The 15,604-nt window shown below is 41.9% G+C and carries 10 protein-coding genes, 1 pseudogene and 1 riboswitch; of the genes and pseudogenes, 9 read left to right on the top strand and 2 right to left on the bottom strand.

Annotation, left to right across the window (positions count from 1 at the left end; genetic code table 11):
• Window positions 1-51 precede the first annotated feature (51 nt).
• The 4 genes from nhaD to J8L97_RS01775 all read left to right on the top strand — a co-directional run bounded on the left by nhaD (window position 52) and on the right by J8L97_RS01775 (window position 5,087).
• The gene (gene nhaD, locus J8L97_RS01790; RefSeq protein WP_211047652.1) at window positions 52-1,299 is read left to right on the top strand and encodes a sodium:proton antiporter NhaD; all 1,248 of its coding nucleotides are present in this window, start codon (window positions 52-54) and stop codon (window positions 1,297-1,299) included.
• A gap of 118 nt (window positions 1,300-1,417) precedes the next feature.
• Window positions 1,418-1,589: riboswitch (Lysine riboswitch) on the top strand.
• Between the two features lie 87 nt (window positions 1,590-1,676).
• On the top strand, window positions 1,677-3,023 hold the full coding sequence (gene lysC, locus J8L97_RS01785; RefSeq protein WP_211047651.1) for a lysine-sensitive aspartokinase 3: 1,347 nt from the start codon (window positions 1,677-1,679) through the stop codon (window positions 3,021-3,023).
• A gap of 102 nt (window positions 3,024-3,125) precedes the next feature.
• Window positions 3,126-3,656, top strand: a complete 531-nt coding sequence (locus J8L97_RS01780) for a DUF924 family protein (protein ID WP_192507288.1) — start codon at window positions 3,126-3,128, stop codon at window positions 3,654-3,656.
• A 108-nt stretch (window positions 3,657-3,764) separates the two neighbouring features.
• Window positions 3,765-5,087: a sodium-dependent transporter gene (locus J8L97_RS01775; RefSeq protein WP_211047650.1), complete on the top strand. Its 1,323-nt coding sequence runs from the start codon at window positions 3,765-3,767 to the stop codon at window positions 5,085-5,087.
• Between the two features lie 54 nt (window positions 5,088-5,141).
• Here the strand turns inward: J8L97_RS01775 and J8L97_RS01770 are convergent, their stop codons facing one another.
• Window positions 5,142-6,446, bottom strand: a complete 1,305-nt coding sequence (locus tag J8L97_RS01770; protein WP_211047649.1) for an NAD(P)/FAD-dependent oxidoreductase — start codon at window positions 6,444-6,446, stop codon at window positions 5,142-5,144.
• A gap of 142 nt (window positions 6,447-6,588) precedes the next feature.
• Window positions 6,589-7,455: an AraC family transcriptional regulator gene (locus J8L97_RS01765; RefSeq protein WP_211047648.1), complete on the bottom strand. Its 867-nt coding sequence runs from the start codon at window positions 7,453-7,455 to the stop codon at window positions 6,589-6,591.
• 315 nt (window positions 7,456-7,770) lie between these two features.
• On the opposite strand from J8L97_RS01765, the pseudogene J8L97_RS01760 reads away from it, so the two are divergent.
• The 5 genes and pseudogenes from J8L97_RS01760 (at window position 7,771) to J8L97_RS01745 (ending at window position 15,597) form a co-directional block, all read left to right on the top strand.
• Window positions 7,771-10,737, top strand: a pseudogene (locus J8L97_RS01760) (TonB-dependent receptor).
• A 222-nt stretch (window positions 10,738-10,959) separates the two neighbouring features.
• Window positions 10,960-11,286 carry an MFS transporter gene (locus J8L97_RS23905; protein ID WP_312037112.1) on the top strand — a complete coding sequence of 109 codons (327 nt, stop codon included), beginning with the start codon at window positions 10,960-10,962 and terminating at the stop codon, window positions 11,284-11,286.
• On the top strand, window positions 11,261-12,199 hold the full coding sequence (locus J8L97_RS01755; protein ID WP_312037111.1) for an MFS transporter: 939 nt from the start codon (window positions 11,261-11,263) through the stop codon (window positions 12,197-12,199). Before J8L97_RS23905 ends, J8L97_RS01755 begins: the two co-directional genes overlap by 26 nt.
• Before the next feature lie 10 nt (window positions 12,200-12,209).
• On the top strand, window positions 12,210-13,061 hold the full coding sequence (locus tag J8L97_RS01750) for an ROK family protein (protein WP_247688495.1): 852 nt from the start codon (window positions 12,210-12,212) through the stop codon (window positions 13,059-13,061).
• On the top strand, window positions 13,054-15,597 hold the full coding sequence (locus J8L97_RS01745) for a family 20 glycosylhydrolase (RefSeq protein WP_211047647.1): 2,544 nt from the start codon (window positions 13,054-13,056) through the stop codon (window positions 15,595-15,597). Before J8L97_RS01750 ends, J8L97_RS01745 begins: the two co-directional genes overlap by 8 nt.
• The last annotated feature ends 7 nt before the right edge of the window (window positions 15,598-15,604 follow it).

Below are 15,604 nucleotides of genomic sequence, written 5' to 3'. Positions count from 1 at the left end.
TACGTTACCTTTCTAAATTTTTAACTTTTAATTACAGGTTGTTTACGCATTATGGTTACGCCCATTATCCTTACCCTAATAGCGATTGCGTTTGTGCTTATCGTTATAGAGGATATCATCCATGTAAACAAGGCCAAAACCACCCTTTTTTTTGGTACTTTATGTTGGATTATCGCTTTTATCTCACCTATTCATGGTCAAAGCCCAGAAAATGTACAACATGCGCTAGATCATAACATTCTTGAAATCGCCACACTGTGGTTGTTTTTGATGGCTGCAATGACGTTTGTGGCCTATTTAAACTCTAAGGGGTTTATACAAAATATCGTGCATCGTGTTATGCCATCTCAGATCAGTGAGCGTAAGCTTATGTTCTTGGTAGGCATTGCCGCTTTTGTATTTTCCTCGGTTTCAGACAATATTACCGCAACCTTGATTTCTTTGGCAGTAGTTATGTCGTTGAAGCTAGATCCAAAGAAGTTAATTAAGTATGCAACACTAATTATTTTTAGTGTTAACTCTGGTGGTGTGTCACTCATTACAGGTGATGTAACAACATTAATGATCTTCTTAGCGGACAAAGTCACTATTCCTAATTTATTGTTACTTGTCGGTCCTGCGCTGGTGAGTGTGATAGCGCTGGCAGCTATGTTGTCTATAGGTATGAATGAGCAACTACGCTTTGAAAAGCAGATACAAAGACGGATAGAGAAAACGGATATAACGATTGCAGTGATATTTACTTCGACAATTTTTGCGACGTTATTTTTGAGTGTGCAGTATCAAGTGCCGCCTTTACTTACATTCTTATTTGGTTTGTCGTTGATGTTTTTGGTTGCTCAATTCTTAATGCGCAAGAAAGATGTGAACAAGAAAATTATTGATTATATTCGAGAGATTGAGTACGACACTCTATTATTCTTTGTTGGTGTACTATTACTTGTTGGCGCGCTCAAAGAAGTGGGTGTCCTGGCCATGTTTACAGACCTGTATGTTTACATTGCACCAGAATATGCCAATTATTTAATGGGATTACTCTCAGCGGCAGTTGATAACGTACCGTTAACGGCCGCTTTATTAAAGGCCGATATTGTGATGACGCCACAGCAATGGTTGATGTTTACCTATGCGACAGGGGTAGGTGGTTCAATGTTAGTGATAGGATCTGCTGCGGGAATTATCGCGATGAGCAAAGTGAAAGCACTGACGTTCATGAGCTACTTGCGTATGTTTTTATATTTGTTGATTGCATATACCATTGGCTATGCTGGAGCGTATGTCGCAGGGCAATTTATGTAGTTCACTACAAAAGGTACAATTTAGCACTTGACACCTAGACGTCTAAACGTTACTTTGTTTTTAGCCCGCGTAATATGCGGGCTTTTATTTTGCCTGTGTTCAGTAATGACGAGGCAAAATAAACAGAAGAGGTGCGATACTTAGGTATTTAGTGAAAGGTGACGAACGCCAAAGACCACTAAAGAGGGAAGTACTCGCCGAGGAAGTTCATAGCACGTCACTGTGAACTTTCGGTTTACGAGGTTGAATCCTTGGAACTGTCACCGTTTTGGTGGAGAGCTTCTGGCAATGGTTCCTTCTTTATTTACAAAGCACCTTAATTGCCAAGTTCTCCTTATTTATTATGATTGCCCCCAATGCAGTCAAAAGGAGATATTATGAGTTCACAGTACACGGTCGCAAAGTTTGGTGGCACCAGTGTAGCCGATTTTGATGCCATGCACCGTTGTGCGCAAATTATTCACGATGACAATAATGTACGTGTTGTTGCCGTGAGTGCCAGTGCGGGAGTGACAAATCATCTAGTAACGCTAACGCAACAAAAAGCCGACGAAAGTGCACGTATGGCGTTAGTCGATAACATCATTAAAATTCAGGACTCGATTTTAGCCCATTTAACACTGGAAGCGGATTTAGCACAGTTATTTAATTTAACCCTTGATGAGCTAAAGTCGTTGGCGTCTTTACCCGCGTTAAGTGCACAACAGTGTGATGAAATGTTGAGTTTTGGGGAGCGTTTATCGTCATTTTTATTTACCCAAGTACTCAGAGATATTGGCGTAAACGCCGAGCGATTTGATGTACGTAAAGTGTTAAAGACTGATAACCAATTTGGTAAAGCCACACCGGATATTGCAGCGACACAGGTGGCGGCTCATAAGCACTTAATACCATTGTTAGGTGAGAAGGTGATTGTGACTCAAGGTTTTATCGGCAGCGATCCGTATAATCAAACAACGACGCTGGGACGTGGTGGCTCTGACTACAGTGCGGCTTTATTAGCGGAAGCTATAGAAGCAAAAAGTGTTCATATCTGGACTGATGTTGTTGGTATTTTTAGTACAGATCCGAGACTGTGTGTAAAAGCTACACCTATTGCCAAATTGAGTTTTGATGAAGCAGCAGAGATGGCTACTTTTGGTGCGAAGGTATTACATCCAGCAACAATATTACCAGCTAGCCGCAGTAATATTTCAGTGTTTGTCGGATCGAGCCGCGACCCACAAGCAGGCGGCACTTGGATTGAAAAAGACACATCATCACAAGCAGGGATCAGAGCTGTTACGCAGCGGAAAAATCAAATATTGCTCACGCTAAAGAGTCCTGAGATGTTACTAGCTAGTGGTTTTTTGGCGCGTATCTTCACGATATTGAGTGCTTATAATATCTCAGTGGACTTGGTAACAACATCAGAAATAAGTGTCGCGATCACGCTAGATAACGCACTGAACGCGTCACGACCTGAACTTGATCAAGATTGTTTAGAAGAGCTAAGCCAATTTTGTCATGTTACTGTTGAGAACAATTTAACACTGGTGGCTCTTATTGGTTCTCAGATCCAGTTACGTCAGCATGAAGTCAACTTAATGCAAGTGCTCAGTGATTTCAATATTCGACTGATTTGCCATGGCGCAAGTAAGCACAATTTGTGCTTTTTGGTTGAACAAACAGACTCGGATAATGTGGTTCAAGCCATTCATGCGAAGTTACTGGAGGCTGCATAGCGGCTAGTATCTTTTTAGTAACAATAACTAGTAATTAAGTTTTAGATTGCATGGTGGTTGAATCCCGAGTAAAGTGACTATTACATAAACTGGGAGGCCGTCATGCAGTATCAAGATATCTATAATTTTTGGTTTGTCACTTGTTCAGAGTCTGATTGGTGGCAAAAGTCCGCGCATTTTGACATCAAAATAAAATCCCAATTTATGGTTCATTATAGAATGGCTGTACAAGGAGAACTCGCACATTGGCGAGCTGATCCTGTGGGCACTTTGTGTGAAATAATCGTGCTCGACCAGTTTTCTAGGAATATGTTTCGAGATACACCAGAGGCTTTTTCTGCGGATCCATTGGCGTTGTGTCTCGCGCAAAATGCCATTGATAAAGGCTTCGATAAACGCTTAAATGATACTGAGCTAAGCTTTTTGTATATGCCATTTATGCACAGTGAAAGTAAAATTATTCACCAACAGGCTGAACAGCTTTTCAGAGCTTTGCCTAATTATGAGTTCGAGTTATCCCATAAGCGAATTATTGATCGATTTGGCCGCTATCCACATAGGAATCAAATATTAAGCCGCGTATCTAATGATGAAGAGCTACAGTTTTTAATGGAAGCTGGCTCAAGTTTTTAGACATTAATCATATTTGTTGCGCCTATTCTAAATTTTCGACTCGCTGTCGCATTTTTCAAACAGTTAAGTATAATCAGCGGTCCAAAACAATAATCATATAGACTCGTTATGGCTCAATTGCGTGATGGCTTTCAAAGTCGACTTGGCTTTGTTCTTGCGGCGGCTGGTGCTGCGGTAGGACTTGGCAACATTTGGGGATTCCCCACACAAGCAGCGAACCACGGTGGTGGCGCATTTTTGCTTGTTTATTTCATTGTGATATTTCTTTTAGCGCTGCCTGCATTGTATACCGAGCTATATTTAGGGCATCAAGCGCAGGCTAACCCTGTTAAAGCATTAAAACAAGCGTGGCAAGAAAAGGGGCCGAATATTGGGGCCACGGCAGGCTATGTTGGATTATTTGGTGCCATTGTAATGCTGAGTTTTTATTCTATCGTTGCTGGATGGATGTTGGCATACTCTATAGAACCGATTACTCGCTTTTTGGGCTTTGACCAATTGAGTGCTTTTTTGGTGGGAGAGTCCACACTTCGTAACTTTATATTTACACCTGTGATGTTGATCCTAACAGCAAGTATCATATTGAAAGGAGTGAAGTCAGGCATAGAAATCTGGTCTCGGCGTTTAATGCCAATGTTATTGCTGCTTTTAGCTGCACTCATTGTTTATATCGGCACGTTAGACGGTGCGGCGCAAGGGTTTCAAGCTTATTTGGTTCCTGATTTTTCACATATCACAGATCCCGACTTAATTATTGCGGCAATGGGTCAAGCATTTTTTTCATTGTCTTTGGGTGTTGGCTGTATGATGATTTATGGATCTTACCTGAAGCCAAACGCGAACTTACCAAAGCTCACTGCAAGTGTTGCGCTGTTAGATACAGGCGTCGCATTCTTAGCTGGTTTACTGATCATTCCTGCGATATTTGTTGCCCAACATAACGGGGTTGAAGTGTTCCAAGATGGTAAGCTAATAGGTGAAGGGCGCTTAATTTTTGCGGTTCTTCCTGAATTATTTGCCAGTATGGGAGAGGTGGGTTTAGTTGTAGGTTTAACATTTTTTGTTTTAATGTCGATAGCGTCACTGACATCAACTATCTCATCAACTGAAATACCAGTATCATTCTTAGTAGAAAACCACGGCTTAAAACGACATGTTGCAACATGGTGGGTCACAGCGACTATTTTAGTTGCTTCATGCCTTATTATCTTGAACTTTGACTGGATGTTTGGGCTCGTAATAAGCTTGTTTACGCAGTATCAGCTACCATTAATGGGCTTATTTTACTTTATTACAGTAGGGTGGATGTGGAAACGTGGTAACCAGTTACATCTCGAATGTAAAGGCCCACACTATTGGTTTGCCCAATATGTTCGTTTTGTTTGCCCTATTTTGATGACGGCGGTATTTGTAAACGTTGCACTTAAGTAGAGCGTATTATGCTACGGTCGACAATGGGTTGGGGGTAAACCCAACCCATTTCGTTTAATGTAACTTCATTTTTGGTCGGACAATTTTGAGCATTTTTTCACTCAGCCAAAGAATAAACGTACGGAGTGAGCCATGAATTGCGCGTTGATGCATTCTATATAAAGAGACATACATTAAGCGTGCAATTTTCCCTTCAATGAAGAAACTGTTTTTAGTTAAACTCCCCATTAAATTACCCACCGCGGTGAATTGAGATAGATTTACCAAAGACCCATGATCTTGATAGGTAAATTGCTTGAGGGGTCTATCAAACACTGTTGCGATTAAATTATGTTGGACACATTGGGCCATTTGATGAGCCGATTGCGCCCTTGGGGGAACGATAGAGCCGTCAGCTTGAGTGAAGGCACAGCAATCACCAATGACATAAATTTGATTATCAACGGTACTTTGTAAGTATGAGTTCACTTGGATCTGATTATTTCGAGTCAGTTCAAAAATGTTTAAATCTCTAATAAAATCAGGTGCTTTTACACCTGCGGCCCATACTTTTATATCTGCTGGTATCGTGGTTTGTTGCACAGTGGTAAAGGCGCTTTTAGATGCAGATGCTACTTGGGTATTTTCGAGTACGGTGACACCCAGTTTAAGCAGTTCACGTTTAGCCGCACTTGCGATTCGCTCGGAAAGAGCAGGTAATATACGTGGGCCCGCTTCAACTAAGCTTATTTGCAACTGATTTGCAGTCATATTGTTCATGCCGTACATTTTTAATAGCTGTGTAACATGATATAGCTCGGCTGATAACTCAACCCCTGTCGCGCCGCCGCCAACTATGGCAATGTTTAAGGGTTGACTCGTATGGTTACTTTGGTGAATTCGGGTAAAATTATCTAATAGTGCGTGCTGGAAATTTTCCGCTTGAGCATGGGAGTCTAAAAAGAAACAATGTTCTTTTACACCAGGGGTATTAAAGTCATTGCTGACACTGCCAACAGCTAAGACCAGTTTATCGTATTGTACATGCCGTTCTGGGAGGATTTGTTGTTGGTTATCACCTAACAGTGGTTTTAATGTTAGGGTGTGTTGATGAGCGTCTAGGGCAATGAATTCGCCTAAAATAAAGCGAAAATGATGCTTTGCAGCGTGGGCAGAGTAAACGACGCCATCTAAATCAGCGTCAAGTGAGCCCGTTGCGACTTCATGCAATAATGGCTTCCAAATATGATTCCGGTTTTTATCAATGAGAATAATATCAGCGTATTGTTTTTTTCCTAATTTATGGCCCAGTTGCGTAGCCAGTGCTAAGCCACCCGCACCGCCACCAACAATCACAATCGTCGGGCGTTTTATAGACATAGTAATTCCTCATAAAGTAATAAAGGGCTACTATCAATATGCCTTTGAGTATTGATCATCAAGTAGTCCTTTATAACCTTGGGTAATGAGGCTACAACATCAATAACTTACCATACTTATTTGGTTGATTTAAAGGGAATAGTTAAATTAATGACGCTTGTTTCAATCGAGATCTAAATGCGCTGGGTGTACAGGCTTTAATACTGAGAAAGCGGCGATTAAAATTGGAAATATTATTAAAACCACACTGGTCACTGATCACTGAAATAGGCGCTGAGCTACTTATTAATAATTTACATGCTTTGGCGATTCGTAGCTGATTAATGAATTCAGTAATGGTGCGCTCTGTGCGCTTTTTAAAAAACCTATGGAAGTGATTGGTACTCATATGTGCATATTGTGCGAGAGACTCAGCACTAAGCTGCTCACAGTAGTTGTCGTAAATGTAATTCATCACCTTTTCAAATTTGTCTTGTGCAGGGTCTAAGCTGTTAACAAATGAGAATTCTTGGCTCGATAATGTTTGAGCCTCACTTAAGCATAATGTATTAAGCAAGCTCATCAGTAGCGTAAAGCGTGTCAATGGGTCAGCTGCTTCCATCGCTTTGAACTGCGGAAAAATAGAGTTAGCTGTAGCGGTACTAAAGCGAACACCGCACCTTGCTTTTTGTAATAATGTACTCAATGAATATAAGTCTGTGTTGTTTTGTATTAACCCTTCGAGCCACTTAACGGGAATTTGTGCAACATGTACTAATTGCTGCGAGCCATCTGGGTAGGGAAGTGATTGCCAAGTATGTGGTAAATCGGGCCCTAACAGTACTAAGTCAAAATCACCATAGGGTGCAATATGATCCCCCACATGACAAACGCCTTGACTGTTTAGGGTTAAGCAAATTTCATATTCTGGGTGATAGTGCCAATTAAAGGAGATTTCATTTAGTTTATATAAACAATACCGCCATGAACAGTTGACGGAGGGAATAACCTTTTCACACATTGCTCTCATTAATAGCTCCTTTATTAAAGCGTCAGCACGTCGTTATCTATGTTGAATGGATTGATTATTTATAGTGATACTAATCAATCAACAATTGCACCATATCACTCATAGAAGAAGGAAATGGTGAGTTTATAATGTTATCAGTTATTAATTATATATTAATTTATTGAGTGACAGCGATGTCAAAACGATAGGTTAGTATGTAAAAAGGTTTGAAATTGTCCACTGTTTGCGCGAATAGCTGCTGAAATAAGTCAGTACCAATTATTTGGTAGTAAACATTAACACTCCTAACTATATAAAAATTATCAGAGGAATGACATGAACAACAAGGCATCATTCAAACTCTCACACCTTACTTATGCTATTTTGGCTGGGCTGTTGTCGAGTAATGTATCTGCAGCGAGCGAATTACAAGCGCAAGAGTCCGTTGAAGTAATAGAAGTACGCGGTATACGCGCTTCGACAGAAAAAAGCTTAAATACAAAACGTTTTGCTGACGGGGTTGTAGATTCAATTACAGCGCAAGACATTGGTAAGTTGCCAGATGTTACTATCGCAGATTCATTACAACGAGTACCGGGCATACAAATTCGTCGAAATGCTGGAGAAGGGGCGACAATTAATGTGCGAGGGATGCCACAGGTTACCACGCTACTCAATGGAGAGCAGTTTCTAAGTGCGGGTTCGCTCACGAAAGTACAACCAGATTTCACTGATATTCCTTCGAGTTTAGTGGGGGCCATGAATGTTATGAAGTCACCTACAGCCGATACGTTAGCTGGGGGGATATCCGGTACTGTTGATTTGCAAACACGCAAGCCATTTGATTTAGCTGAAGGATTCACTGGGGCTGCATCAATTGAAGCCGCACGGGGGTCGTATTCAAAGGAAACAGATCCAAAAGCAATGATTTTTGCCGGGTACAATGCTGATAGTTTTGCCGTACTTGCCACCGTATCTAAAGATGAAGTAACACTGGTAAATTATCGTCTTGGGGCAACCAATCATGGTTGGGTTGGTGCGCCTCAAGAATCGGGGAATTGTTGGTACTGTCCACAAGCTGATATGAATGGGGATGGTGATACCAATGATGCGGAATATACCTACGTTAGTTATGGTATGGTCAATCGATTTACTGAGCGAGAAAGAACGGGCGCTAACATCAGTTTTCAGGCCGATGTTTCAGAAAATTTAGAGTTGAGTGCGGATGTATTTTATACAAAAATGGATGACGCTGACCGTCAACGCGGGTTAATGGCAGATAACGCGTGGGGCGGGCATTGGCAGTGGCAAGACCAACATGATCCCATAGATCGCGGTGATATACTCGCATCAGGCCATCGTTTATATACTGCACAAGATATTACCTTAAATGCGCCAAGAGTGGTTGCGCATTCAGAAAGTCATACCGATGAAAGGCAATCGACTAACTATAACGTTGAACTTGTTTATAAAGGAACTGGGGCTTTTTCAGGTAAAGCGCGGTTTATTACTGCGGATGCATCTCGTAGTCATACAGAGAATGTTGCGCAGGGGTATTTAACAAATGGCTTAGCCCATTGTCTCAGACGCAACGAAGGGAATGGTCCAATCGCTGTAAACCCAAACGGATATGGGCCAGGCACCATTGCGATGCGATTCAATTTTAAGGGAGAGCATGCCATGTTGTTACCACCAGCTACATTGCAAGGTGAAACATTTGGCTCAAACATATCACGTTACTCGGTCACTTCAGCTTACTCTGAAAATAACTATGATGAGGATGCATCACTCGATATTGTGCGACTTGATGGCGAATATGAATTTGATCATGCCCATTTAAATAAAATGACATTTGGGGTTCGTTTTGGTGAGCGTGATATTTCACGGGACCAATATGTTTTGCTTGCCCCATTAAACAACCCTGTTGGCGAAGGGAGCGTTAATGTCATGTGGAAAGATCAAGGGCTGGCCGCATTTGATACTGATGGTAGTGGGGGTACGCCAAGTGCATCTGCGGGAGATTTGACGATGGGCTATGATAACTTGATTACGTTTTCAAGTTTGCCAGAGGGCTGGGTACAACCAGTATCAGATTTTGGACCAATCAGTATCGATAGCATTTATTTTATCGATCCTAAACAGTTAGATGACCCATTTGCATTTCAAAATAAGTTTTATCCGGGCAATATACGTGGCACCGTACCTGGCAGTTCGTACAAGGTGACAGAGCAAACCCAATCAGTCTATTGGCGCAGTGACTTCTCAGGTGAAAATTATCGCGCAAATATTGGATTTCAATACATCAAAACAGACTTAGAGATTGTTCAGAATATCATTGGGGATTCTATCTGTACTAGTTGTCCAGGATCTGTTGCCGAGGATGCTGGAGATATCATCACGGATAAATCATTCTCTGACTTTTTACCGTCATTAAATTTAAGTGTCAATCTAAGTGAAGATGTTGTCTATCGTGCGGCATGGGGTAAGACCATGACAAAGCTGGATCTTGAACAGATTGCTGGAGGGTTGAGGATCAGTCGTACACGTGCCGGTGAAGACTTAGCTGCACGAGAAGGCATTTCACCTGATTTACTCATAGCAACGAATGCCACAATGCAAGGAAACCCTGATTTAAACCCATGGCGAGCTCAAAACACCGATATGGCAATCGAGTGGTACTTTTCTCCAAGTGCGATGGTGAGTCTTGGTATTTTTAACATAAAGCTAGATTCTTTTATTGAGTCTAGTATATGGACCCAGCCTATGGCCGATGCTGACGGTGTTGTTCGTCGTGAAGTGTCTGTAAATGGTTTAATCAACGGGCAGGGAGGCACCATGAGTGGGGCTTAATTCTCGTATCAACAGGCATTTGACTTTTTACCTGGTGTCTGGAGTGGCCTAGGTGCAGCGTTTAATTACACCTATAGCGATAGTGAGAGTGGTCGGATAGATTTAAATGGGGATGCTTTACCATTAGAAGATAACTCAAAAGAGTCTGCTAATGCGGTTTTATGGTATGAAAAATCAGGGTTCCAATTTAGATTGGCTGCGAATTACCGTGCTAAACGGTTGGCTGAGATATCAGTGCCGTACGGTATGAGCGATACTGCGATTTGGACCGAACCGACGACTTATATTGATATATCTGCAAGTTATGACGTTCAAGATAATTTCACAGTATTTATGTCTGGGAGTAATCTGACTGAAGAGTATGAGACCAACTACGCGCAATGGAAAGACAATCGTATCTCTCAAAATATTTATGAACGACGCTTAACCTTTGGTGTTAGAGGGCGCTGGTAAGGTTTCTATTGATTGGCAAATTTAGGGTACCCCACCCAATTGATTTGTAGAGTCATGTTATTGATGTCTGAGCGCCTAAAGTCACTGGTTGTATGCGTTCAGTCCCTACAAAGTAACGCATTCATAATTTAAGGCAATGTCCTACTCCTTGAGTCATATGGTTTGTTTGCCCGCAGACCACGCGCTAGTGCCATTGCCTTATTCAATATTAAGGTTATTACAATGAATCCTAAATATGCAGTTGTCTTGCTGGTACTTATGACATTTTTTATGGTGTCGTTTATGACCAATATTTTAGGCCCCATTTTTCCAGAGTTGATAGCTGATTTTGGAATTGGCTTTGCATTAGCGGACTTTTTTCCATTTGCTTTTTTTGCAGCCTACGGGGTGATGTCTATTCCGGCCGGTCTATTGGTGCAAACTGTAGGCGAGAAAAAAACGATGCTGATAGCTTTTGTATTGGCTGGTACTGGCTCTTTGAGTTTTGCACTTTTCCCTAGTTTTACTATTGCAATGGAGTGCAATGGCCTTATTGCAAGTCGCGATTAACCCGCTGTTGCGCGTTAGCGGGGGGAGTCAGTATTTTGCTATGTATTCTGTCCTTGCACAGCTTATATTTGGTGTAGCAGCCACCTTGTCTCCATTAGTTTACAGCTTTTTTGTTGAGCGTATTCAAAAGGGCTCCGAGTTAGGCTTAATATTTAAAGGATTAGTACCGAATGGGATGGAGTGGCTGAGTATGTATTGGCTATTCTCGGTACTGTGTTTTGGTATGACACTTTATGTTGCAGTTACGCCACTGGTTAAAGTAACACGATGTGAAAATGAACTACTCACAGTAAAACAGAGCCTTGCATTATTGAAAAAGCCGAAAGTTTTGCGGTTTTTCTTTGCAATTGTTGCTTATGTCGCCTTAGAGCAAGGCATTGCCAATTCCATTTCGCTATTTTTGCACTCGTATCATCAGGTAGACGTTCAGACCCAAGGCGCGTTTGCGGTGAGTCAGTTCTGGATGTTACTCACCTTGGGATGTTTTATTGGATTACTGTTGTTACGGTTCATCGACGCTCAAAAACTGCTCATGGGATTTAGTGCTGGAGCCGGAATCTCTTTAGTGGCAGCTCTTTTTAGTGATCAAGTGGGTGCAATATTTGGTTTTGCTACGATGGGGTTTTTCTTGTCAATTATGTGGTCGGTACTCGTGTCGTTGGGATTAAACTCAGTACGGGTTGGCCATGGTGCGGTTACTGGCATTTTATGTACAGGTATCGTGGGTGGAGCAATGATATCACCCATACTGGGGGTCGCGAGCGAAGTGCTTAACTCACAACGTAGTGCCATGCTGTTATTGCTGATACCGCTGGCTTATATATTTAGTGTTGGAGTATGGGCTAGACCGTTGGTTAAAAACCATACCGCCAAATTGTTTAAGAAAAAAACGCAGGGGCAGCAATTATTATGAGTCATATTATATGTATAGATTTAGGAGGCACAAAGCCCATGTTGCTCAGGTATCAAAGTCAGGTCTTGGCCAAGTATATCGCCATGATGTGCCACGTCGTGGTACTAAACAAGAAGTCAATGATTTTATCGAGTATCTCGTTGAGTCAAATATGACCCGTAAGAGCACGGGAATTGCGATTGGCGTTCCCAGTGCAGTACGCATCAGCGATGGACATATTATCGATACAGTGAATATCCCAAACTGGCATGATGTTTCGTTAAAGCACAATTTAATGCATCGCTTTTGCGTAGAAACCTATGTGCAAAATGATGCAAATTGCTTCACCTTAGGTGAATATTACTACGGCCCTCATTTACCGACTGATAACTTAGTTGGCGTGACACTCGGAACAGGATTGGGTTCTGGAATTGTACTCAATGGTGCGTTATATACGGGGAAAAATGGTTTTGCTGGTGAATTTGGTAGTTTTCCTTATTTAGATGGCATAATCGAAGATTATACCAGTGGACAGTTTTTTAAGAGGTTCGCGACTGATGGCGCAAAAGAAGCAGAGAAGGCCAATCTTGGAGATTTAAAGGCACTAAATATGTTCGTTCAATTAGGCGAACACTTGGGTAATGCATTGGCACACGTCTTATTAGCATTTGACCCAGATAAAATTGTGTTAGGTGGCTCAGTGGCACACTCTTTTCCTTTGTTCAGCCAAAGCATGTTTAGCACATTAAAACAACATAGTCATAGCGCATTGGCTGAGCATGTGCAGGTCCAGCCGAGTCGTTTGCAGTATGCCCCGCTACTAGGTGCTTATGCAGGATTCACCAATCAGCTTATTTATAGCAAGGAGCTATCGAATGTATAAATATGTGTTAGGGTTACTGGCGTGTGCAATCAGCGTGAATGTATTTGCCATGGATCAACCGCAATTAGATTCAATGGCAAAAGATTTAAAAGTCATTTACACATTACTTGATGCGAATTCTGCTTGTCCGGCGAAGGTGCAACAATGTTATTTATCGGAACTGTCATTGACATTACCCTATGACCTTAAGAGTCATAACTGGGCTATCTATTTTAGTCAATTAATGCCTATTGTTCATAGCTCTAATAGCGAGTTTGAGATCACGCATATAAATGGGGATCTACATCGCTTATCACCGTCAAAAATGTTTAGTGGTTTTGCTGGTGGAGATGCACATCGGATCCGCTTTTATACTCAAGACTCACAAATAACGCGCTCTGAGTTTATGCCAAATTATATCCTAGCAGATAGTGAGGGGGTATTAAGTGCTAAAGTCATCGCGAGTACAATCCCTACCGTTGACCCTGAAACAGGTTTGGAGGCTCAACCATATTTGGCGCCTTTCAATACAATGTCTCAATTACGAATTCACGAGCGTGATAAAACACCGTGGATGGGGACTAAATATCTATTTGAAAATGCGTTACGGCCTGTACTGACTGAAGCGCCAATTGACATTATTCCAAAACCAAAGACACTGATACTCAGCTTAGAGCCGGTGGTCAGCATTCAAAATGGCATTAAATTATCACTGGTTAATATTAAGCGTGAAGGCATTTCACAGGCTTTATTCAGGTTGTCAACATTGGGTATTCATGAGCAAGAACAGGGGTTTAATGTAAACGTCAAGCGCACGACCACAGCAACGTTGGCGGAGCAAGCTTATACCTTGAAGATATCAGCGCAGGCTGTAAATATCGAGGCTGCAACTGAGCAAGGGGCGTTTTATGCATTACAAAGTTTAATCGGCTTATTGAATATAGAAACGCACACACTGCCTCAGGTTGATATAACTGATGCACCGCATTATATGTTTAGAGGTTTGCACATTGACAGCGCACGAAACTTTAGGTCAAAGCAGTTTATTTTGGAGACGATAACGCATATGGCCAGCTATAAGCTTAACCGGTTACATTTACACCTAGCAGATGATGAGGGCTGGCGACTAGAAATTGCAGGGCTACCTGAGTTGACGGAGGTGGGGGCGACTCGGTGCTTTGACCTATCAGAACAACGTTGTTTATTACCTCAGCTGGGGGCTGGTAATGCAATTGATGCCAGTATCAATGGCTTTTATAGTCGTCAGGATTATATTGATATTTTACAGCATGCGAAACGACACCATGTTGAGGTGATCCCTTCGTTAGACATGCCAGGTCACTCACGAGCGGCAATCGTATCAATGGAAGCACGTTTTGAGCGTTTGATGGCACAAAATCTTGAAAGAGATGCACTCAAATACCGTTTGGTTGAACCAGAAGACTTGACTCGCTATCGCTCGATTCAGCACTATAGCGACAATACTTTGAATGTATGCTTAGAGCAAACCTATCAATTTATAGATAAGGTGCTCTCCGAAGTGCAAGCATTGCACGAAGCCGCCGAAGTGCCTTTAAAAACCTACCATATTGGTGCAGATGAAACCGCTGGTGCATGGCTGAATTCTCCTGCATGTAGCGTACTTAAGTATTCAGAACCATCTTTAAATGGTTACTTTATTGAGCGTATTAGTAAAATAGTGACCGATAAAGGAGTTGCAGTTGCGGGATGGAGCGATGGTTTAGATGATGTGCGGGTAAAAAATATGCCTCATGTTGTGCAGAGTAATGTATGGGGAACACTGGCTCATGGAGGCCATCAAGTTGCACACCGCCATATAAATAGAAATTGGAATGTCATTGTGTCAAATCCTGATGTGACATATTTCGATTTTCCTTATGAGTCACATCCTATGGAACGAGGTAACCACTGGGCTACGCGGGCGGTGAATACACGTAAAGTTTTTGAATTTATGCCTGATAATTTACCGGCACATGCAGAGCTTTGGCATAATAATTATGCACGTTCATATATCGCAGATGATACTTCGAGTAGATTAGAAAAAGGCGTAAATGCAAAAGGAATACAAGGGCACCTCTGGTCTGAAATGATCCGTACAGATGAACAAGCAGAATATATGCTGTATCCGCGCTTATTGGCGTTAGCAGAACGAGCATGGCACAAACCAGACTGGGCGTTACGATACAAAGAAAGTCGCTCTTTCGATAAAAATACGACTTTTATGACGGAAGGCGCTCTGCAAGCAAGAGAAAAAGATTGGCAAAGATTTATTGCCTTAGTGGGTTTTAAAGAAATTCCTAAACTGGCTTCCCAAGGGGTGTTTTACCGCCTGCCAAGTGTTGCCGCTGGCAAAAGTGAGTCAGGTCAGTTAATGGTTTTTACTGAGATCCCAGGGTTTGATATCGAAGTAAAAACATTGAATGGCTGGCAAGCTGTCAGTCCAAAGATGTTGCACTCTACCGCGTTGGCTGTACGTGCTAAATTAGGAAGAAGAGTCGGTAGAGCCTTGCCTGTATCGGACCACGTTCTTGAATGAGTATGGT

This window comes from Pseudoalteromonas sp. MMG012 (assembly GCF_018100875.1).
Classification (GTDB): domain Bacteria; phylum Pseudomonadota; class Gammaproteobacteria; order Enterobacterales; family Alteromonadaceae; genus Pseudoalteromonas; species Pseudoalteromonas aurantia.
The sequence above is the reverse complement of the archived record's forward strand: the minus strand, read 5'-3'. Positions and strand labels throughout refer to the sequence as shown.